10 protein-coding genes are annotated in these 20,849 nt (G+C 71.3%); 5 read left to right on the plus strand and 5 right to left on the minus strand.

Annotated features, from left to right (window positions below; all coding sequences use genetic code 11):
* Positions 1-33: 33 nt before the first annotated feature.
* The 3 genes from ACYVF7_RS01760 to ACYVF7_RS01770 are packed head-to-tail and all read right to left on the minus strand — an operon-like array spanning position 34 to position 4,848.
* Positions 34-1,938 (minus strand): fatty acyl-AMP ligase, encoded by a 1,905-nt coding sequence (locus ACYVF7_RS01760; RefSeq protein WP_460333769.1) that lies wholly within the window; start codon positions 1,936-1,938, stop codon positions 34-36.
* A 13-nt stretch (positions 1,939-1,951) separates the two neighbouring features.
* Positions 1,952-3,181: a glycosyltransferase gene (locus tag ACYVF7_RS01765; protein ID WP_460333772.1), complete on the minus strand. Its 1,230-nt coding sequence runs from the start codon at positions 3,179-3,181 to the stop codon at positions 1,952-1,954.
* Between the two features lie 5 nt (positions 3,182-3,186).
* Positions 3,187-4,848: an MFS transporter gene (locus tag ACYVF7_RS01770; protein WP_460333775.1), complete on the minus strand. Its 1,662-nt coding sequence runs from the start codon at positions 4,846-4,848 to the stop codon at positions 3,187-3,189.
* A 199-nt stretch (positions 4,849-5,047) separates the two neighbouring features.
* Between ACYVF7_RS01770 and ACYVF7_RS01775 the strand changes: the two genes are divergently transcribed.
* Together ACYVF7_RS01775 and ccrA are read left to right on the plus strand one after the other, a co-directional pair.
* Positions 5,048-12,238, plus strand: coding sequence for an SDR family NAD(P)-dependent oxidoreductase (locus ACYVF7_RS01775; protein WP_460333778.1), 7,191 nt, complete (start codon positions 5,048-5,050; stop codon positions 12,236-12,238).
* Between the two features lie 3 nt (positions 12,239-12,241).
* Positions 12,242-13,555, plus strand: a complete 1,314-nt coding sequence (gene ccrA, locus ACYVF7_RS01780; RefSeq protein WP_460333781.1) for a crotonyl-CoA carboxylase/reductase — start codon at positions 12,242-12,244, stop codon at positions 13,553-13,555.
* Between the two features lie 3 nt (positions 13,556-13,558).
* Here the strand turns inward: ccrA and ACYVF7_RS01785 are convergent, their stop codons facing one another.
* Positions 13,559-14,650, minus strand: a complete 1,092-nt coding sequence (locus tag ACYVF7_RS01785; protein ID WP_460333784.1) for a phytoene/squalene synthase family protein — start codon at positions 14,648-14,650, stop codon at positions 13,559-13,561.
* Between the two features lie 131 nt (positions 14,651-14,781).
* On the opposite strand from ACYVF7_RS01785, the gene ACYVF7_RS01790 reads away from it, so the two are divergent.
* Positions 14,782-16,185, plus strand: coding sequence for a hypothetical protein (locus tag ACYVF7_RS01790; RefSeq protein ID WP_460333787.1), 1,404 nt, complete (start codon positions 14,782-14,784; stop codon positions 16,183-16,185).
* Positions 16,186-16,295: 110 nt separating this feature from the next.
* The gene (locus ACYVF7_RS01795) at positions 16,296-18,458 is read left to right on the plus strand and encodes a hypothetical protein (protein ID WP_460333790.1); all 2,163 of its coding nucleotides are present in this window, start codon (positions 16,296-16,298) and stop codon (positions 18,456-18,458) included.
* A 50-nt stretch (positions 18,459-18,508) separates the two neighbouring features.
* On the opposite strand, the gene ACYVF7_RS01800 is transcribed toward ACYVF7_RS01795, so the two are convergent.
* Positions 18,509-19,336 (minus strand): DeoR/GlpR family DNA-binding transcription regulator, encoded by an 828-nt coding sequence (locus ACYVF7_RS01800; protein ID WP_460333793.1) that lies wholly within the window; start codon positions 19,334-19,336, stop codon positions 18,509-18,511.
* A 177-nt stretch (positions 19,337-19,513) separates the two neighbouring features.
* Between ACYVF7_RS01800 and ACYVF7_RS01805 the strand changes: the two genes are divergently transcribed.
* Positions 19,514-20,839, plus strand: a complete 1,326-nt coding sequence (locus tag ACYVF7_RS01805) for an ABC transporter substrate-binding protein (protein ID WP_460333796.1) — start codon at positions 19,514-19,516, stop codon at positions 20,837-20,839.
* The last annotated feature ends 10 nt before the right edge of the window (positions 20,840-20,849 follow it).

Consider the following 20,849-nt stretch of genomic DNA (forward strand, 5'->3'; position numbering starts at 1 on the left):
AGGGGGTGGTGCACCGGGTGAGGGGAGCCCGGTCTATCTGCCGGCGATGGCGCGGAGCTCGGGTTCGAGTTCGGCGTGCAAGGGGCTGAGGTCGCCCGCCAGGAACATCTCGCGCATCCGCCGTCGCTGGATCTTGCCGCTGGTGGTCTTGCCGACGCCGCCCCGTTGGACGAGGACGACGTTCATCGAGGGCAGGCCGAAGGCTCTCGCCAGCTCACCCTTGATCTTCCTGGCGAGGCCCTCGTACGTGAGGTCGCCCAGGTCCTTGGGGCGTACCTCCTGGACGAGAACGACGTGCTCGCGCCCGTCCTCCACACCGAACGCGGCGGCGGCCCGCGCCGCGGGGTGGACGTCCCGGCTCGCCTCTTCCACATCCTGTGGATAGATGTTGCGGCCGTTGACGATGATCAGATCCTTGAGCCTGCCGGTGACGTACAACTCGCCGTCGTGGAGGAAACCGAGATCGCCGGTGCGCAGGAACGGCCCTTCCCCGGTGGACAGGCGCGCCCGGAAGGTCTCCTCGCTCGCCTCGGCGCGCTGCCAGTACCTCAGCGCGACGCTGCCGCCCGCGACCCAGATCTCGCCGATCCGGCCGTCGGGCAGCGGCTCGGCCGACTCGGGCCGGACGATCCGTACGGTCAGGTCGATCGGCCGGCCGCAGGCGACCAGCTCCACGCTGTCCTCTCCCCGACCGACCTGCCCCGGCCGACCATCCGGCCCTTCCCGGCCGACCCGCTCCGACCGACCTCCCAGTCCTTCCCGACCAACTGACCCCGACCGATCTCCCGGTTCTTCCCGACCAACTGACCCCGACCGACCTCGCGGTTCTTCCCGACCAACCGACCCCGACCGACCTCCCGGGGCCGACGGCTCGGCGCGGTCCTGTTCCAGGGCGGCCGCGTTGAAGCGGCCGACGGTCGGCCCGCGGCCGCGTTCGGTGCCGGTGACGAGGAGCGTCGACTCGGCCATGCCGTAGCCGGGTGCCCAGACCTCCCGGCGGAACCCGAGAGCGCCGAACCGCTGGACGACCTTCTCCAGCGTCGCGGTACGGACGGGCTCCGCGCCGTTGAGCGCCCAGGCGAGCGAGGACAGGTCCAAGCCGTCGAGCTGGTCGTCCTTGACCCCGCGCACCAGCCACTCGTACGCGAAGTTCGGCGCGACGGTGTACGCGGCCCGGTAGCGGCTGATCATCCGCAGCCACAGCACCGGCTTCATCACGAACGACACGGGCGAGGTGAACGCCAGGCTCCCGCCCGCGTACAGCGGCTGGAGGAGCAGTCCGATCAGCCCCATGTCGTGGTAGTGCGGCAGCCAGCCCGCGCCGATCCCGTTCTCCGGGCGGCCGAGCACCGTGTAGATCTGCGCCGAGTTGTGCAGCAGGTTGCCGTGGGAGAGCAGTACGCCGCGCGGCTCGCTGGTCGAGCCGGAGGTGTACTGCAGGTACGCCGGGGTGTCCGGCTCCAGCTCCGGCATCGTCCACGTGTCCGCGTCGGGGAGTTCGACGGCGTCGGTGGCGACGCATTCCACCCGGCCGTCGAGGCCGGCGTCTCGCAGCCACGCGGCGAGCAGCGGCGCGTTCGCGCTGTCGGTGAGCACCATCCGGATGTCGGCGTCCTTGATGATGCCCTCCGCGCGTTCGAGCGCGCGCGGATCGGTCGACGGCAGCGGCGACGGCACCGCGATCACCCGCGAGTACAGGCAGCCGAGGAACATCCGGAGGAACTCCAGCCCCGCCGGGTAGAGCAGCAGCGCCGCCTCCCCGTCCAGCCCGGCGCGGCCGAGCCACGCACCGGCCGACCGCGCGCGGCGGTCCAGCTCCGCGAACGTCGCCCGCTCGACCTCGACCAGGTCGCCCTTGCGGTCGTCGACGAACGCGTACCAGCGCTCGTCTCCGAAGCGCGCGACCTGGGCGCGCAGGTGGTGCACGAAGCTCGTCATCGACCGTCCCCGTTCATGTGGTGAGACCCCCCGGCCCGTCCAGCGCGTCACAGGCACGGCCCACGCCGTCCTCCGCCGCGATGTGCCGGCCGATCAGCGCCGCCCGCCGGCGCATCCCGCCGTCGCGTACGGTCGTGGTGATCCGCTCGGCGAGCGCCCCCGGACCGAGCCGCTTGATCGGCAGCGGTGGCGGCCCGGCCCCGATCGCCGCCACCCGGTCGCCCCAGAACGGCTGGTCGCCGAAGAACGGGCAGATGACGGCGGGGATCCCGGCGCGCAGGGCGGCGGCGGTGGTGCCCGCGCCGCCGTGGTGCACGACCGAGAGCGTCTGCGGGAAGAGCCACGAGTGCGGCACGTCGCGTGCGACGAGGATGTCGTCGTCCCCGTCCTCCCCGAAGGCGACGATCCCCCGGACGCCCGCGACGCGCAGCGCCGCCCGTATCGTCCGGAAGGTCGCCTCGGGGTCGCGGGGCACCATGCTGCCGAAGCCGACGTAGACCGGAGGCGGGCCGGAGGCGAGGAAGTCCGTGAGCCGCGGGTCCGGGGTCCAGGAGGGCTCGTCGAGGAACCAGTAGCCGGTGACGTGCACGGACGGGGGCCAGTCCGGCGGCCGTGGCACGAGGGCCTCGCTGAAGCAGGCCAGCACCGGGACGTCCCGGACGGTTCGCATCGGGCCGCGCAGGGAGAGCTTCGGCAGGCCGAGCGTGTCCCGGCGCCACGGGTCGACGATGGGCCGGCCCAGTTGCCAGGCGATCTGGTCGACGAGGTGGAAGCTCAGCCGTTCGGCGCCGAACGCCCGCCGCACGAGCGGATGCGGGAACGCGCTCGTCGGATGGCTGGGCTGAAAGTGGATCAGCGCCTCGTCGACGTGCAGGTACTCGGCGAGGTGATGCCCGACGAATCCCAGCGTCGGGCAGATCAGCAGGTCGGCATCTTTCGAAGCGGACCGGATCTCCTCGAGGAGCATCTCCGCCATCGGCCGGATGAGCCGCTTGAACCCACCGACGAACCGCACCGGGTTGCGGCCGCCCTGCAGCCACTCGCGGACCTCGTCGGTCTCCAGGAGCCGCGCCGGGTCGACGGACAGGACGGCCGTGTCGAGTCCCGCGGCCAGCGGTTCGTGGCCGGCGGCGATGATCAGCCGTACGGCGTTGCCGCGCGCGGCGAGTCCCCGGGCGAGCGCGACACAGGGCTGGACGTCCCCCCGGGAACCGGCCGCCAGTATGACGATGGTGCGTGCCACCGCGGTCACCGGGTGCTCTCGGCGGGCGGCGACCAGGTCAGCAGCGGTGGTCGTTCCGGGGTGTCGGCGGGCGGCGACCAGGCCGGCAGCGGCGGCCGTTCCGGGGCAGCGGCGGTCTCGGCAGGCGGCGTCGAGGTCAGCAGTGACGACGGTTCCGGTACGGCGGGGGCGGTCTCGGCAGGCGGTGTCGAGGTCAGCAGCGGCGACGGTTCCGGCGCGGCGGGGACGGTGTCCTCAGGCGGTGTCCAGGTGAGCAGCGGCGACGGTTCCGGCGTGACGTGAGTGTCGGCGCTCCATTGGGGCCGGGCGTGCCGGGCGCGGCGCTTGCGGGGCGGCAGCGAGACGAGGGCGATCAGCACGCCGAGGCAGACCAGTCCGGCACCGCACAGCAGGCCGATCGAGGTCGCGTGCTGGAACGCGGCGGCGTGAGTCGCGCCCGAGGCCACCTCGGAGTTCTGCCGCGCCGCGATGATCAGCCCGATGACGGCGATGCCGAACGCCCCGGAGACCTCCCGCCCGACGCTGAGGATCCCGCCCGCGACGCCGTGGCGCTCGTCGGGGATCGAGCCCAGAACGTACGCGGTGAGCGGCATGTTCAGCGCCGAGCCGACACCGATCAGGGCGACGCCGGGCAGCAGGTCGGTGTAGCCGTCGCCGGGACGCAGCAGTGCGAACGCCGCCATCCCGACGGCCATGAGCAGCAGTCCCCAGGCGATCGTGGATCGGGCGCCGAGCTTCCGGCCCACCCAGAACGACACCGGGGTCAGCAGGGCGATCACCAGGGCCGGCGGCAGGAACACCGAGCCCGTCTTGGTCGGGGAGAACCTCAGCACCTCCTGCAGGAACAGCGAGGCGTAGAAGAGCACGCCGTTGAAGCCGACGCCCCACAGGATCTGCACGGCGACGCCGCCCGCGAACGCCCGGCTCCGGAAGAACACCACGTCGATCATTGGCGTGGTCGCCCACCGCTCGACGACGATCAGGGCCACGAGCCCCACGGCGGCCAGGGTGAACGCGCCGAGCACCAGGCCGCTGCCCCACCCGTGCGCGGAGACCTCGCTGAGCGCGTACGTGACGGCGAACAGCGTGGTTCCGGAGGCGAGCATGCCGGGCAGGTCGACGCCCTGCGCCGTGGTGTCCCGCGACTCCGGGATGACCAGGAGGCCCAGCAGGACGACCAGCACGCCGGGCGCGAGGTTGATGAGGAAGATCCAGTTCCACGCCCAGTGCTGGGCGATGTACCCGCCGGCCACCGGGCCGAGGGCGAGGGCCAGCGCGGCGGAACCGACCCAGACGACGGTGCCGGTCGCCTGCTCGCGTTCGGTGCGGCCGACGGTGACGAGCGCGAGCCCGGCCGGGATGACCAGCGCCCCGCCGGCGCCCTGGACGACCCGGGCGGCGATCAGCGTCTCGGCGGTCTGCGCCAGCCCGGCGAGCCCCGACGCCGCCGTGAAGATCGTCAGGCCGATCAGGAAGATCTTCTTGCGGCCGTACACGTCCGCCATCCGGCCGCCGGCGAGCATCACGCTGGCGAAGATCAGGATGTACGAGGTGGCGATCCACTCCAGTGTTGACAGAGAGATGCGCAGGTCACGCTGGATCGACGGCAGCGCGACGTTCACGACCGTGTTGTCCAGCGTGGTCATGAACCCGGCGACCGCGATCACAGTGAGCGTCCATCCATGTCGCGCGCGGGTCATTCGCCCTATAACGCCATATTCGCCACCTGGAGTCTTGTCATCGGCGTGATAAGGCCTGTGAGAGAAAAGTGGCCTATGTGCGCATCGATACTCATGCCGGATAAGACACGGTGTTCACTCCTCAGCGTCTTTTCCCATGTGACCGTGTGTAATGGGGGTAGCACAAATGGCGGCTACCGAGCCGGGCGAAGCCGGCCCCCGCCGACTCGGAAAGTCGGCGATTCGCCGGTTTCTCATCGACGCCGTGGCGAGCCGATGCCGGGTGCCCTCTTCCGAGGTCGACCCGGACCAGCCGCTCGATGAACTCGGCCTGACCTCGCGCGATGCGGTCGCCATCGCCGGTGAACTCGAACGCCTCATCGGCGCGCGGCTGCCCGCCACCCTCGTTTACGAACATCCGACCATTGCGCGGCTCACCGACGCCATCGCCCACGGTGAATTCTCCGCTCCAGGCAGTGATTATGCTAATCGGCCGGATTCGGCCACGGCCGTTTCCGACGAACCCATTGCGGTGGTAGGAATCGGCTGTCGTTTCCCCGGCGGCGTGTCCGGCCCGGCCGCGTACTGGCGATTTCTCCTCGACCGCGGCGACGCGATCAGCGAGGTCCCCGACGGCCGCTGGGACGCCTTCGACGACGGCTCACTCGAGGACGTCACCCGGCTCGGCGGATTCCTCGACGACATTGCCGGCTTCGACTCGCGGTTCTTCGGCATCACCCCCGACGAGGCCGACGTCATGGACCCGCAGCAGCGGCTCCTCCTCGAGGTCGCCTGTGAGGCGTTCCTGCACGCGGGCCTCGCGCCCCCGAGCCTGCGCGGCAGCCGCACCGGGGTGTTCGTCGGCGTCTCCGCCCCCGAGTACGGCTACCTCACCGGAACCGCGCCACTACGGCCCTGGACCGCGACCGGCGCCGCGCTGAGCATCATCGCGAACCGCCTGTCCTACCTCCTCGACCTGCGCGGCCCATCGATGATCGTCGACACGGCCTGCTCGTCGTCCCTGGTAGCGACCCACCTGGCCGTACGATCCCTGCGCGAGGGGGAGAGCGACCTAGCCGTCGCCGGCGGCGTCAACGTCCTGCTCTCCCCGCTGATCACCAAGACGTTCGACCTGAGCGGCGCGACGGCCCCGGACGGCCGCTGCAAGCCGTTCGACGCGTCCGGGGACGGCATGGTGCGCGCCGAGGGCTGCGGCGTCATCATCCTGAAACGGCTGTCGGACGCACGGCGCGACGGCGACCGCGTACTGGCACTGATCCGCAGCTCGGCGGTCAACTCCGACGGCCGCTCCAACGGCCTGGTCGCACCGAACGCCGAGGCCCAGGCCGCAGTCGTCCGCTCGGCGTACGCGGGCCTTCCCCGACCCGACTACGTGGAGGCCCACGGCACCGGCACATTCCTAGGCGACCCGATTGAGGCCCGCGCCCTCGCCACCGCCCTACGCGTCCCGAACCCAGCCGTCCCGGATGCGGCCGTCCCGAACACGGCCGGTCCGGATGCGGCCGACCAGGACCGGGTTCGTCCCGGCACACCGGGCCCGAACGGCAACCTCCCAGACGGGAACGGCCCGGATACGTACGGCCTGGGCGGGGGTGGCCTGGAGGCTGACGGCCTGGCCGGGGGCGCCCGGGAGACGGGCAGCGTTGGCGGGGGTGGCCAGGGGGCGGGGGGTCGGTCCGTTCTGATCGGGTCGGTCAAGTCCAACCTCGGGCACCTGGAGGCCGCCGCCGGTGTGGCCGGGCTGATCAAGGTCGTCCTCGCGCTGGCTCACCGGCGGATCCCGCCGAGCCTGCACTACCGGGAGCCGAACCCGCACATCGACTTTCCGGAGCTCGGGCTGGCGGTCACCGCCGACGAGACGCCATGGCCCGAGACCGGTAGGGCCGCCCTCGCCGGGGTCTCCGGCTTCGGATTCGGCGGCACGAACGCACACGTCGTCCTCGAAGAGGCCCCTGCGGCGGAGGACCGGCCACGTCCCCGCCGCGGACCGGCCGTGCACACCCTCCTGCTCTCCGACGTCGAGGCCGACCGGATCGGGCCTTACGCCGCACGCCTCGCCGACTGGCTCGAGACCGCACCCGACTCGGCCCTGCCGGACGTCGCCCACACACTGAGCCGCCGTTTCGGGCGGGGCCGCGCGGCCGCCGCCGTCGTCGGCCGTGATCGCGCCGCGCTCGCCGAGGCGCTCCGCGCTCCGCGCGTCACCGGCGTCACGATCGGCCGGGACGCCCGGCCGGTCTGGGTGTTCTCCGGGTACGGCGCGCAGCGGCCTGGCATGGGCAGGCGTCTCCTGGCCGACGAACCGGCGTTCGCCGCCGCCATCGACGCGCTCGACGGGCCGTTCGCGGCCGAGGCCGGTTTCTCGCTGTGGGACGCGCTGGAGAGCGGCGAACGAGTCACCGGCGTGTACCGCACGATGACCACGCTGTTCGGGTTGCAGGTCGGGCTGGCCACGCTGCTGCGGTCGTACGGCGCCGAGCCCGGCGCGGTGATCGGCCACTCGATGGGCGAGGTCGCCGCGGCGGTCACCGCTGGGGCGATGTCCCTCGCCGACGGCGTCAAAGTGATCACGACCCGGGCGCGCCTGCTCGACGGCATCGCCGAGACGGGCGGCGGGGCGATGCTGGTCCTCGGTTGTTCGGCCGTCGACGCCCTCGGCCTCGTACGGGACGGTGCCGACGTGCACGTCGCGGTCCGCTCGTCGCCGCAGCAGACCGTCCTGACCGGCGACGCCGACGAACTCGCCCGGACCGCCGACCTCGCCACCGGCGAGGGCCTGCTGGCCCGGCTCGTCCAGGCGGAGGGCGCCGGGCACTCGCCCGCCGTCGACCCGATCCTCGACCCGCTGCGCGCCGAACTCGCGCACGTCCGCGGGGGCGCGGCCGACGTGCCGTTCTACTCCACCGTGCTGGAGGACCCGCGCGAGGCTCCGGCGTTCGACGGCGACTACTGGGCCGCCAACGCCCGCCGGACCGTACGCCTCGCCGACGCGGTCGCCGCCGCCGCTGAGGACGGCTTCACGACGTTCGTCGAGGTGAACGCACATCCCCTGCTCGCCCAGGCGATCACGGAGACCGCCGACGGCGCGCTCGTCATCCCGACGCTGCGCCGTCCGCCCCGGCGCTCCGGCCGGCCGGAGGCGGACGACACCGTCACCTTCCACGAAGCGCTCGCCACGCTGACCGTCCACGGCCACCTGCCCGCGCCCACACCGCCGGGCCGCGTCGTCGACGTGCCCGTACCGGCGTGGGAACACCGCCACCACTGGATCGACGCCCCGCCGCGCGGTGCGGCCGGACAGCATCCCCTGCTCGGCGCGCACGTCGAACTGCCCGGCGAGGACCGGCACGCCTGGAGCGCCGACGTGGGCACGGCCGCGTCGCCGTGGGCGGACCGGCCGTTCGGACAGCCGCTCCTGCCCGCCGCCGCGTACGCCGAGATCGCGCTGGCCGCAGGTGCCACGGCCCTGGGACCGGAGGTGGCCGTCACCGGGCTGCGCCTGCACCGGTTCCTGCCGCTCGAGGAGCACACGACCGCCACCACGTCCCTCACGATCGCCCACGAAGACGCGGCGATCATCGACGTACACGCGCGCACCGCCGCAGGCACCTGGACCCACCTGGCCTCCGCCACCGTCGCGCCGGCCGGCAGCCCCCCTGTTGACGCCCCTCCCGCCCGTACCACTACGGCCGACGCCATTCCGGCCGCCACCATTCCGGCTAACGGCCCGTCGGCTAGCGGCGCCTCGGCTAGCGGCGCCTCGGCTAGCGGCGCCTCGGCCAACGGCGCGTCGGCCAGGCCACCGGTCAGCAGGCCGTCGGCCAGCGGGCTGTCGGCCAGCCCGTCGGTCAACCGGCCGCCGGCAAGCGGCGCGTCGGCCAATGGGGAGTCGGTCAGCGGCACGTTGGTCGACGGCGCCGGCGTGGACGCCGAGGTCGAGATCGGACCGGCCGAGGAGGGCAACCGTCACTTCCGGCTCCATCCCGAGGTGTTCGGCCGCTGCCTGGCCGCGCTCGCCGACCTCATGGACGGCGGCGGATCCGCCACGGATCCGGCCCTGCCCGCCTGGCTGCCGGAGTCGATCGGCGCCGTGCGGGTGTACGGACCGACGAGGAACGGGGGCCGCTGCCTGATCCGGCTCACCTCCACCAGCGACGGCCGTACCGCCGACCTCCGACTGGTCGGGGAGGCGGGACGGATCCTGCTCGAGGCCACCGACATCCGGCTGCGCCCCTACGGACGCACCGAACTGCCCGTGCCGCTGAGCACGAAGCTGGCCGAGGTCGTCTGGGAGCCCACCGGAGCGGCATCGGCGGTGGACGGCGGCTCGTTCGGGGATGCGGTGGTGGCGGGTGCGTCGGGCGGCCGGGCTGCGAGTGAACCAGGTGTCGGAGCGGCATCGGTGGTGGACGGCGACCTGTTCGCGGACGTCGTCGTGCTGGCCGCTCCTGGCGACCCGGTCGCCGGCGAACTGCCCGCCGGCGCGGTCCGCGCGATCGACGACTGGACCGCCGTCGAGCAGCGGGCACGAGGCTTCGTGATCGCCGGAGCGAGGACCGCGGCTGACGGCGTTCCCGGCCGCGCGACGGTCGAGAGCGCTACCGATCATTCGGCGGACGAGAGCGCTACCGATCACCTGGAGAACGAGAGCTCGGTCGGTCATGCGGCGAACGAGGACACGGCCGGGCGTCCGGTGGGCGCGGACTCGATCGGGGTTCCGGCGCAGGTCGTGGTGCTCGTGCCTGGCGATCTGACCGGCGTGCGGCTCGTGCTTGCCGTGTCCGGTCTGGTTCGCGGGCTGACGAGCGGGTCCGCGCTGCCCCGTCTGTGGCTGGTCACCCGGGGTGCGCTCCGGCCGGCGGGCACGGGCGCGGGCGAGCCGGGGCAGGCGTTCGTCGGCGCGATGGTGCGGGTGCTCGGGTTCGAGATGCCGGCTCTGCGCGCCACGCACCTGGACCTCGACGCCACCGGGCCGGCGAGCGTGGCCGCCGCGCAGATCGCCGCCGAGCTGCGCGCCCGCCCGGCCGACACTGAGATCGCCCGGCGCGGGGGTGCCCGGTACGTCGCGCGGCTGGCCGCCGCCCGCCTCGGCGACGGGCATGACCCAAAGCCGGCGACCGCGGGCCGGACCGCCGGCCACCGCCTGCGCCCGGTCGTCCGGCGGGGAGCCGCGTACGTGATCAGCGGGGGCTACGGCGGTCTGGGTCTGGTCACCGCCCGGCTGCTGGCCGAGCGCGGCGCGGGACGGATCGTGCTGTCCGGGCGGAGCGGCCCGCCGCCCGATGCGGAGAAGGCCATCAGCGAGCTGCGCGAGAGCGGCGTCGAGGTCGAGGTGGTCCTCGGCGACATCGCGGCACCCGGTGTGGCCGAGCGGGTGGTCGCCGCCGCCGGGGATCGGCTGCGTGGCGTCGTTCACGCCGCCGGCGGACTCGCCGACCGGATCTTCACCGACATCGACGTGGCCGACCTGCGCCGCGTCTGGGCGCCGAAGGTCGACGGCGCGTACCGGCTGTACGAGGCGGCGCGCGGGCACGACCTCGACTGGTGGGTCGCCTACTCCTCGGCCGCCGCCCTGCTCGGCTCCCCGGGCCAGGGCGCGTACGCCGCCGCCAACGCCGCGGTCGACGCCTTCACCGGATTCCTCCGGGAGCAGGGCGTGCCCGCCGTCACGATCAACTGGGGCACCTGGTCCCGGGTCGGCGGCGCGGCGAACCTGACCGGCGGGCCCGTGAGCGGCATCGACCCGATCACCCCGGAGGAGGGCGCGGAGACCCTCGAAGCGCTGCTCGCCCACGACCGGGCCGCCACCGGCGTGCTCCGTTTCGACCCGCGCCAGGCGGTGACCGTGTTCCCCGAACTCGGCCGGATGCCGTACTTCTCCGCGCTGGTCGGGGCGCTGCCGGAGGTCGCGGACGACTGGCCCGGCCCGGAAGCGCTGCGCTCCCTCGAACCCGCCGCCGCCCGCACACTGGTCCGCGACCGGGTCGCCGAGCGGGTCGCCACCGTCCTCGGATTCCGCCCCGACCCGGCGCAGTCGCTGACCGACCTGGGACTGGACTCGCTCGTGGCGGTTCGCATCAAGAGCGCGCTGGAACACGACTTCGGGCTCACGGTGCCCGCGACGGTGCTGCTGCAGGGTGGCAGCGTCGAGGTGCTGACCACCTGGGCGCTCACCGAGCTCGGACTCGCCGACCCCGAGCCAGGCGAGGAGGCGGCCGGTCGGGCGTCCGGCACCGCATCCCGCTCCGACGGCACGACCCGCGGCGCCGCAGGCCGGCCCGAAGACCGGGCCTCCCGTGCCGCACGCGACCGCCTGGAAGGCGAGGCGTTCGTCGACGCACGGGACGCCTCCGAGCGGCTCGTCGTCCGCGTCTTCGAACGCGTCCTCGGCGCCGACGGGGTCTCGGCCACCGACGACTTCTTCGCCCTCGGCGGGCGCGAGGACCAGGCGCGTACCGTCCTGGAGATCCTCGAACTCGAGGTGGGCCGTCCGGTCGACCACGCGGAGCTGTTCGCCCACCCGACGGTCGAACACCTCGCCTCCGTGATCCGCAAGGGTGAGGAGGAGGCCGCGCGCCGTATCGTCCGGTCCCTCAGCCCGGCGACACGCGGACGGCCGTTCTTCTGTATGCACCCGGCGGGCGGGACGACCGGTGTGTACCGGCAGCTGGCCACGCTCGTCGGCGGTCCGTTCCTCGGGCTGGAGCGCTTCGCCGATGCGCCCAGTGTCGAGGAACGCGCCGCCCGCTACGCCGCGCTGATCCGGGCGACGCAGCCGCAGGGCCCGTACCGGCTGGGCGGCTGGTCGTTCGGCGGCGTGGTGGCGTACGAGACCGCCCGGATCCTCGGCGACGTCGAGCTCCTGGCCCTGATCGACGCGGGGATCCCCCGGCAGGTCGACGACGCGGCGGAGGCCGCCGCCCGCCGGTACGCCGACTTCGTGGCCTACCTCAACGAGACCTATGACCTCGGCGTGACGCTCGGCCTGGAGGAGCTGCGCCCGCTCGACGAGGACGCGCAGCTCGCCCTGGTGATGGAGCGCGCCGCGCCGCTCATGGAGACGCTGCCGCCCGCGGTGCTGCACCACCAGCTCACCTCGCACGAGGACACGCGGTCCCTGGAGGCGTACCGGCCGGAGCCGTACGACGGGCGCGTGGTCCTCTACCGCGCGACCGAGCCGACGCCCTGGACCGTACGGGACGCCCGGTACGAGCTCGACGAGACCAACGGCTTCGGCGGCCTGTGCCCGCGCCTGGACGTCGTCCCGATCCGGGGCGCGCACCACCTGAACCTGCTCGACCCACCTGCCGTTCACGCCCTCGCCGGCCATCTGGGGGCGCTCCTCACTGGGAGGTAATCCATGTCCGATCTGCTCGAAGCGGTCCGCGCGGGCGCAGGGCCCGCCGATCTGCTCTCCTGCGAGCTGCCGACGCGATTCCGCGCCGCGCACACGCTCAAGGACGAGGTGGGCATCTTCGACGGCGAGACGGACAAGGACGTCCGGCGCTCCATCCACGTCGGCGAGGTCGACATGCCCGAACCGGCACCGGACGAGGCCGTCGTCGCGGTGATGGCCGCGGCGATCAACTACAACACGATCTGGTCGGCGATCTTCGAGCCGATCCCGACCTTCGCGTTCCTGGAGAAGCTCGGCCGTACGGGCCCGTGGGGCGCGCGGCATGACCAGCCGTACCACGTTCTCGGCTCCGACGCCGCAGGCGTCGTCGTCCGGACCGGCGACGGCGTGCACAACTTCAAGGTCGGGGACCGGGTCGTCGTCCACGCCGGCGTCGTGGACCACCAGCACCCCGCCAGCCAGGAGGACAGCATCTCCAGCCCCGCCCTCGCGTGGGGCTTCGAGAACAACTATGGCGCGTTCGGCGAGTACACCGTCGTCAAGGCCAACCAGCTGATCCGCAAGCCCGCGCACCTCACCTGGGAGGAGGCGGCCGCGAACACGCTGTGCGCGGCGACGGCGTACCGGATGCTGGTCGGCGCCCACGGCGCCCGCATGAGGCAGGGTGACGTCGTCCTGGTCTGGGGCGGTACGGGCGGGCTCGGCTCGTACGCCGTGCAGCTCGTCAAGAACGGCGGCGGCGTCCCGGTCGCCGTGGTCGGCTCCGAGGAGAAGGCCGAACTGGTCCGGCGGCAGGGCTGCGACCACGTCATCAACCGCACCGAACTGGAGCTCGGCGAGGACGGGCTGCGCAGCCCGAAGGCGTGGCGGCGGCTCGGCGAACGGATCCGCGCCCTCACCGGGGAGGACCCGCACATCGTGTTCGAGTACCTGGGCGCGGAGACGTTCGGGGCGTCGGTGTACGTCGCCCGGCGCGGCGGCAAGATCGTCACGTGCGGTTCGTCGACGGGCTACCGGCACGAGTACGACAACCGGTTCCTGTGGATGAACATCAAGAGCATCATCGGCAGCCACGGCTTCAACTACCACGAGGCCGTCGAGACCAACCGCCTGATCGGCCTGGGCATGATCCACCCGACCCTGTCCAGCGTCTACACCCTGGACGAGGCCGCCGAGGCGACCCGCGCGGTGCAGACCAACCAGCACATCGGCAAGGTCGGTCTGCTCGTCGGCGCGGAGAAGGAAGGACTCGGCGTCGAGGACCCGGCCCTGCGCGAGCGCGTGGGCGAGGACAAGCTCACCCTTTACCGCCGCTGACCGTCAGCGTAGTGGGGTGACTCTCCGGCGATCAGCTCGGCGAAGGCGGCGTGCCTGGCGATATCCCCGGATCAGCACGCCCACGGCGGCGTGCGCCGCGGGCCGCGTCGACCGGGTGAGCACAGCGGTGCCCTTGGCGGCGGCCGCGTCCAAGGTGAGGCTCTCCAAGGAGATCAAAGAGCTCACGAGCGGACGGTTCGGCGGCGGGGTGAGCTCAACGAGCGCGCGGCCGCCCTGAAGGGCGCGCCGCGCCCTTTCCAGCAGATCCTCCAACAACGCCCTGGTCTCCGGCGTATCACGGGCGTCCTCAAGGTCGGCACGTGAGACACCATGGTGTTCGAGAATTTCGAGGGGGATGGTGAGCCGTCCGGCATTCAGGTCCTCTCTGAGGTCCTTGATGTTGTCCAGACGCTGACCGGCATCGATATAGGAACGGCAGGCGGACCGGAACGCCGGGTCGTCGGCGGGACCCACCAAACAGGCCACGAGAATGAACGCCGGCAATGAGTACGCGTCGAGGTACTCCTGATAGTCCGCTTCGGTGGCGAAACCGGAGCTGTCGATGTCCGTCGATGCCGTGGCGAGGTAGTGCTCCAGATGCCGCCGAAGCCCGGGATGGGCGGTGACGGTGTTCAGCAACGCACGGATCAGCGGTTGATCGCCTTCGCCGGTGGACAGGCCCAGGCGGACCTGCTTCTCCCACCCGTCGTACGCCTCGACGCGCTCGGCACGGGGACGGTCAGCGTCGAGGATCGTATCGGTGTGATGCATGAACGCCGTTGCGGCGATCACGTGTGGCACCAGGGGAGCGGGCAGCAGCAGCCGTGCCGCGAGATAAGGACCCCGCCGGAACCGCGCGACCAGCTCGCGCTGCTCGGTGTAGTTCTTACGCAGCCGGGGCTCGGTGATGCCCGCGGCATCAAGCGCCCTTCTCCAGGTGGTCATGGACCAGCTCCCATGGCGTAGCACCAGCACCGCCGCTGCATTTCCACCTTCGGGTAATGCCGTGACTCGACGGGATTTCTCTACATTATGGAGCGTTCGAGGGCAAGGGGGACTCGCTGCAAATGATGGGACATTCGTAGATGCGTGCATTGATGCCGCTAGTGGTGTCGGGGGTTCTCCTGGTCGGCGTGTCGGCCTGTGGCACGGCGGACCGGCCGACTCGAGCAACGGCGGACGTGTCCACCGGCTCGGCTGCCGTACCGGGATGTGACGGGGTCGCCGTGGGACCGGCGCAGGAGGTCGTCTCGGTCGCCGACCGTGCCCGGCTGGGGCTGGATGTTTGGCCTGACACGGCGCTGGGCGTACTGAACGACGGAGGCGGCAAGTACCGATTCTTCGCGACCGGTACACCCGGTTCGCGGCCTCCGCAGAAAGTCGTCGTCACGAGTGGGACGCTCAGCCATCCGGTGGCGGGTGGCGTCCGGAGCGCGCAGGCCGTTGCCGGCATACCGAGCGGCTACGACTACGCGGGTGGTGGCCCGGTCTTCCGCGATACCCGAAGCGGGCAGGTGCTGGAGATGCTGCACCTTGAGCGCCCGTACGGGAATGACCCGTCGAAGTTCTACACCGAACTGCACCTTGGGCGTGTCGATCCGAAGACGGGAAGGGTGGTGCGGCTCGGCGAAATCGTACGGCCGCACGTTGATTTCGCAACCGCGAAGCGGACACAGGCCACGATCGATCTCGGCGCGCCGTCGTTCAGTGTCACGAAGGTCGGTACGACCTCATACCTCTACGTCTACTTCGCGGACGCCTCCGCCGACGGATCAGGACACATCGCCTTCACCGGACTGTCGGTGGCACGCGCATCGCTCGCCTCAGTGCTGGCCGCGGCCAAACGCGGAAAGGCGACCGCGTGGCACAAGTACGCGGGCGGAAAGTGGACGCAGCAGGCGCTGGGCGGCGCGTCCGCGGACATCAACGCGGGGCGGCCGATGGCCTGGGCGCCGGATGTCGCCCGCGGCGACGGACGTACGATCATGGTCGCCGGTGAGTCACCGCACGAGATGGTCCTGTCCACTTCGGCGAACGGTGTGAGCGGATGGTCCGCGCGGCATCCGCTGTGGCGTGACCCGGATTCCTTCGACGCCTACCCGACCATCGTGGCGGCCGGCGGCGCGCCGAACACGCCCGGCACGACGTTCTTCGTCTACTACACCCAGTGGCAGAGCGCGACACCGGACTGGTCGAAGGCCCGGCTGATGCGGCGGACGGTGCGGTGCACGAAGGGAACGCCCGCGACCGCGACCGCCCTGGTCCGCTACAGCAACGGGACGCGGCATCAGGTCACGACCGGACCGGCCCCGGCCGGCTACCACGAGGAAGGGCGCTGGTACCTGCGCTCGGCGCAGGAGCCGGGCACGGTTCCGCTGTACGGCTGCCGTAACGGACAAGACGATCAGTTCCTCTACAAAGAGGCGGACTGCGGCGGCTCGCAGTACGCGATCGTCCAGACGGAAGGCTGGATTCACACCACCCGGCCGGCCGGTCCATCCGTGCCTCTCTACCGATGCCACATCGCCGGGATCGGAGATCACTTCGTCTCCGTGCGCGCGGACTGCGAGGCGCCCGGAAACGCGAACGTCACCCAAGAGGGCCTGCTGGGATACGCACTCACCCGTTGATCGTCGAGGAAGCCGAACCGCCTTCGGCTGGGCGAAGGGAGCCTTGAAAACCGGAGGACGTGGGGCAGACGGGGCTGCCAGTCTGGTGAGCCGATCATGGAGGATGCCCTATGCCCGACGGCGATGAAGCGTCGTTTCTCGGGGAGTTCAGTCAGCGGCTGCACAGTGGCGACCTCGGCGTCGTGTGCGATGCGCTGAGCGATTATCAGCAGGCGCAGGCGGACACCAGGTGGGGAGTGGACAACCCGTACTGGCCACTGAACAACGAGGTACTCTTCGTCGCCCGCGACCTCCTGGACCGGTCGTCCACGCTCGACGACGAGAACCGGCATCGGGCGCTCTCCTGGTCGCTCACCATGGTGTGGCACCTCGGTGAAGACGAGGACGCCGACCGGGTCGCCGAGATTCTGGAAACCACCTCGGACCCCGGGCTGCGGGAGGAAGGGATGATGGCCGCGTCCACAGCTCTCGAGGACGCGGAGGAGCCGAACCCTCGGCTCCTGGCGGCCGTCCGCGCGATCGCCCTCGACGAGAGCCTGGACGCGCGGGATCGCGGCTCCGCGATCCATGCCCTGGGCGATCTCGACCTGCCCGAGGTGGAGGCCCTCTTCATCCGCCTTACCGAGTCCGGCGACCTCAAGGTCCAGGTCAGCGCCGCCGGGCAGCTGACATCGCCCAAGAGGGTTCGTGTGCACCGCGAGTTGCTCCAGCAGCTCGTCGAATCCTGGCCGGAGGACGCGGGCCCCTTTTCCGGGGACGTTCGTGATGCGCTCGTGGGCTTCCACAGCACGTACTGGAAGGACGCCCACCTGGACGATCCGGCCCTCCGGAACGCTCACGACGAGCTGCGGTTCCCGCTGACCGACGAGACGTGCCTGGAGGCGTTCACCACGCTGCTGCGCAGCGACGACCCGGTCGCCGTGGGTATCGCGCTCGACCACTACGAATGCGGGGAGGGGCTGCGGCACGTCCTGGATGACTCCGGCTTGGCGGACGCCTACCTGCCCGAGGTTCTGGAGCGCGCCCGCGAGGTGCTCCGTCGTCCGATCTCGCCCGCCGAGGTGAGCGCGCTGAACATGATCGGGGCGCAGCACGCGAAACCGGGTGACGCCGACCTGCTGGTGGACATCCTCGGCCGGACGGATTCCGACACCGTCCGGCATGAGGCCATCTGGATGGCGTACGGGCTCTTCGACGAGGCCGAGACTGCGGACGCCCGGCTCGTCGAGGCGGTGAGCGGTGTGATCTTCGCCCCGTCCTCCGCCTCCCACGGCACCAAGGAGACGGCGATCCGGATCCTGGCCGACGGGCTCGGCGCGGGCGCCGACGACGTCCTTCTGCGTGCGATCCGCGAGGGGGAGCCCGACGTGCAGGTGCACGCGGTCTCCTACCTGGTGAAGACCGGCGGCCTGGACCGCCACCGTGCGGTCATGGAAGACCTGGCCGAAAGCTGGGAGGAGCGTCCTCCGGGGCGCTTCTGGGGCCAGAACCCCGTCGACCTGGTCTTCGGGAAGCCGCATAGCGTTCACTGGGAGGGGCACCGGCTGCAGGACCCGGACCTGCATAGCGCGCACAGAAGGCTGCGCCTCCCCACGGCGGACGAGTCGTACCACGACGCCATGCGCACGATGCTCGAAAGCGGCGACGCGGCCGCCGTCGGCATCGCCCTGGACCATTGGTGGGACTCGGAAGGCGCCCTCGCACGAGGTGGCGAAGAGGCACGGCAACCGGCGAGGGCGCTCGTCCTCACGCTGATCCAGGAGATCCTGCGGCAGCCGCCGTCCCCGCCCGAGCTCAGCCGCGAGTACGGTCCCCGCGCCGCCCACCTCACCGCCCTGTCGGCGCTGAGGATCGCCGCGAAGGACGACCTGTCCGTGCTCGCCGACTCGCTCGAGAGCGCCGACTCGCTTCGCGACCAGGTCCTCGACACCGTGAGAGACGTGCTCTGGTCCGTCGACCACTCCCACCCCCGGCTCGTCCAGGCCCTTGGGGACATCGTGTGCGACGAAGCCGTCCCGATGAGCGAGCGCGGTCAGGCCTTGTATCTGCTGGGGGAGTTTCGGAGCGACAACTCCGTCGACGTCCTCTTGAGCGCGACCCGCTGCCCCGAGCTGGAGATCCAGGCGGCCGCCGCCGTGGTCCTCGCACGGGACGAGACGTTCGAAGAGCACCGTCCGATGATCCAGGCCCTCGCCGCGAGCTGGCCCACGGAAGACGTCCCGACCGAAGTCATCGAAGTGCGCGAGCTTCTCGAAGACTCGGACGAAGAGTAGGGCTCCTCGACCCACCCCAACGGCATCGGCAACCTCCGGCCGCGTCCCGGTCAGCCGGTGCCGGTGCGCAGGGCCGTGTCGTCCTCGTCGAGATCCGCGGTGTCCGCCGTCTCCAGATCGACGCCCGCCGCGTCGAGCGCGGCCACGAGGTCGTCCGGCGGCAGGCTGTCGGTCACCAGGACCGACACCTCCTTGAGGTCGCAGATGTGCACGAATGTGTTACGCGAGAACTTCGACGAGTCGGCGACGATCACGACCCGGGACGAGGACTCGATCATCTGCCGGATCATCTGGGCCTCCGGCAGGTTGGTGGTCGAGAGCCCGTTGTCCCCGGACACGCCGCCGACGCCGATGACGGCGACGTCCGCGCTGATGCCCCGGGTCCCGGCGAACCCGACCGGCCCGACGGTGACCATGGAAGCGACCCGGCAGGCGCCGCCGATGACGTACAGGTCACGGACGACGTCCGGCGGGATCTCGCTCGGCACCCGCAGGTTGTTGGTCACCACCGTGAGGTTGCGCTTGCCGGTGAGGGCGCGGACGACCTCGAGCGTCGTGGTGCCGCCGTTGATGAGCACCGTCTCGTCGTCGGAGATCAGCCGGGCGGCTCGCGCGCCGATCGCCTGCTTTGCAGCTTTATGCACGGAGATGCGGTTTTCGAACGGAGTGTCGGCGGTGGCCCGCTCGCCGAGGGCCATCGCGCCGCCGTGCGTCCGTGCCAGCAGGCGCCGTCTGGCCAGGTGATCGAGATCCCGCCTGATCGTGTCGACCGAGACGCCGAACCCCGTGGCCAGCTCGGTCACCGTGGCATGACCGCGCTCGCGGACGTACCTCACGAGCTCGGCACGGCGTTGTGCCGGTAGTGCGGTGTCCTGCATGTTCACTCCCTGAAGCCTGCACCTTCTTGCGGCTTCTTTCCGTTTTTTGCCCGTTCAGCATTGACCATACCGCAACGACGTGACTAACGTCGCATTGCAGCGCCCGAAACATGCATGAAACAGCAGGGGCGGGCGCTCAGCAGCAGCACCCCCGGCTGCCCTGTGTCAGGAGACGACATGGAACCCAATCCGACCGTCGCCCACAAGTCCATCCCTCGCCGCGGTTTCCTCCGTTTCGGCGGCCTCGCTCTCGGCGCTGCCGCCGCCGCGCCCGTCCTCAGCGCGTGCGGCAAGTCCGCGGCGGGTGGCAGCTCCTCGGGCAGGACGGAGCTGACGTTCGCCAGCGCCAAGTTCTACGGCAAGTCGAACCTTGGCCAGATCGTCGAGCAGTTCAACAACTCCCAGAGCAAGATCCACGTTACGTACCGGGAGCTTCCGCCTCCGAGCTCCAGCACCGAGGTCCACCAGCAGCTCGTTCAGACGGTCGGGCGCGGTGACGGCAGCGTCGACGTGTTCACCCAGGACATCATCTGGATCTCCGAGTTCGCCGGCGCCGGGTGGGCGCTGCCGCTGGACGAGTACATCGGCGCGTCGGAACGGGCGCAGTACTTCCCCGGTGTCGTCCAGGCGTGCACCTGGCAGGGCAAGCTGACCGCGCTGCCGTGGTTCGTCGACTCCGGGATGCTCTACTACCGCAAGGACCTGCTCGACAAGGCGAACCTGAAGGTCCCCACCACCTGGGACCAACTCGTCTCCGCGGCCCAGTCCCTGAAGTCCGGCGGCAAGACCCAGTTCGGCTTCCTCTGGCAGGGCAAGCAGGCCGAGGTCCTGGTGTGCGACCTGGTGGAGTTCGTCGGATCCGCCGGCGGAAGCATCCTGGGACCGGACGGGAAGACCGTGAGCATCGCCGACCCGCCGGCGGTGAAGGCCGTGCAGTTCATGTACGACACCATGAACCGCCTCGCGATCACTCCGAAGGACGTCCTGTCCTGGGACGAGGAGCCGAGCCGGCGCCCGTTCACCGCCGGGCAGGCGGCGTTCATGCGCAACTGGTCCTACGCCTACGCCATCGCCCAGGACCCCCAGCAGTCGCATGTGGTCGACAAGGTCGGGGTCGCGCCGCTGCCCGCCTTCCCGGGCGGGAAGAGCTCGGCCTGCCTGGGCGGCTACCAGTTCGGCGTCTCCGCGTCCTCCAAGCACAAGGAGGCGGCGGTGGAGTTCGTCAAGTGGATGTCCAGCCCGGCCACCCAGCTCAAGTTCGCCACCGAGGTCGGCCTGGCCCCCAGGCCGGCGGTCTTCGCCGAACCGGCCCTCGCCAAGGCGAACCCGTTCATGGTCAAGCTCAAGGACGTCTTCACCGGAGGCACCCCACGGCCGGTCACGCCCAAGTACCCGCAGGTGACCCTGGCCCTGCAGTCCGGCGTCTCCAAGGCCCTCACCGGCGGTGACGTCCAGGGCTCCCTGCAGTCCGTCAAGAGCGAACTCGCCAGCCGACTCTCCTGAAGGGACGGCC

It is taken from the genome of Actinoallomurus acanthiterrae (assembly GCF_054775715.1).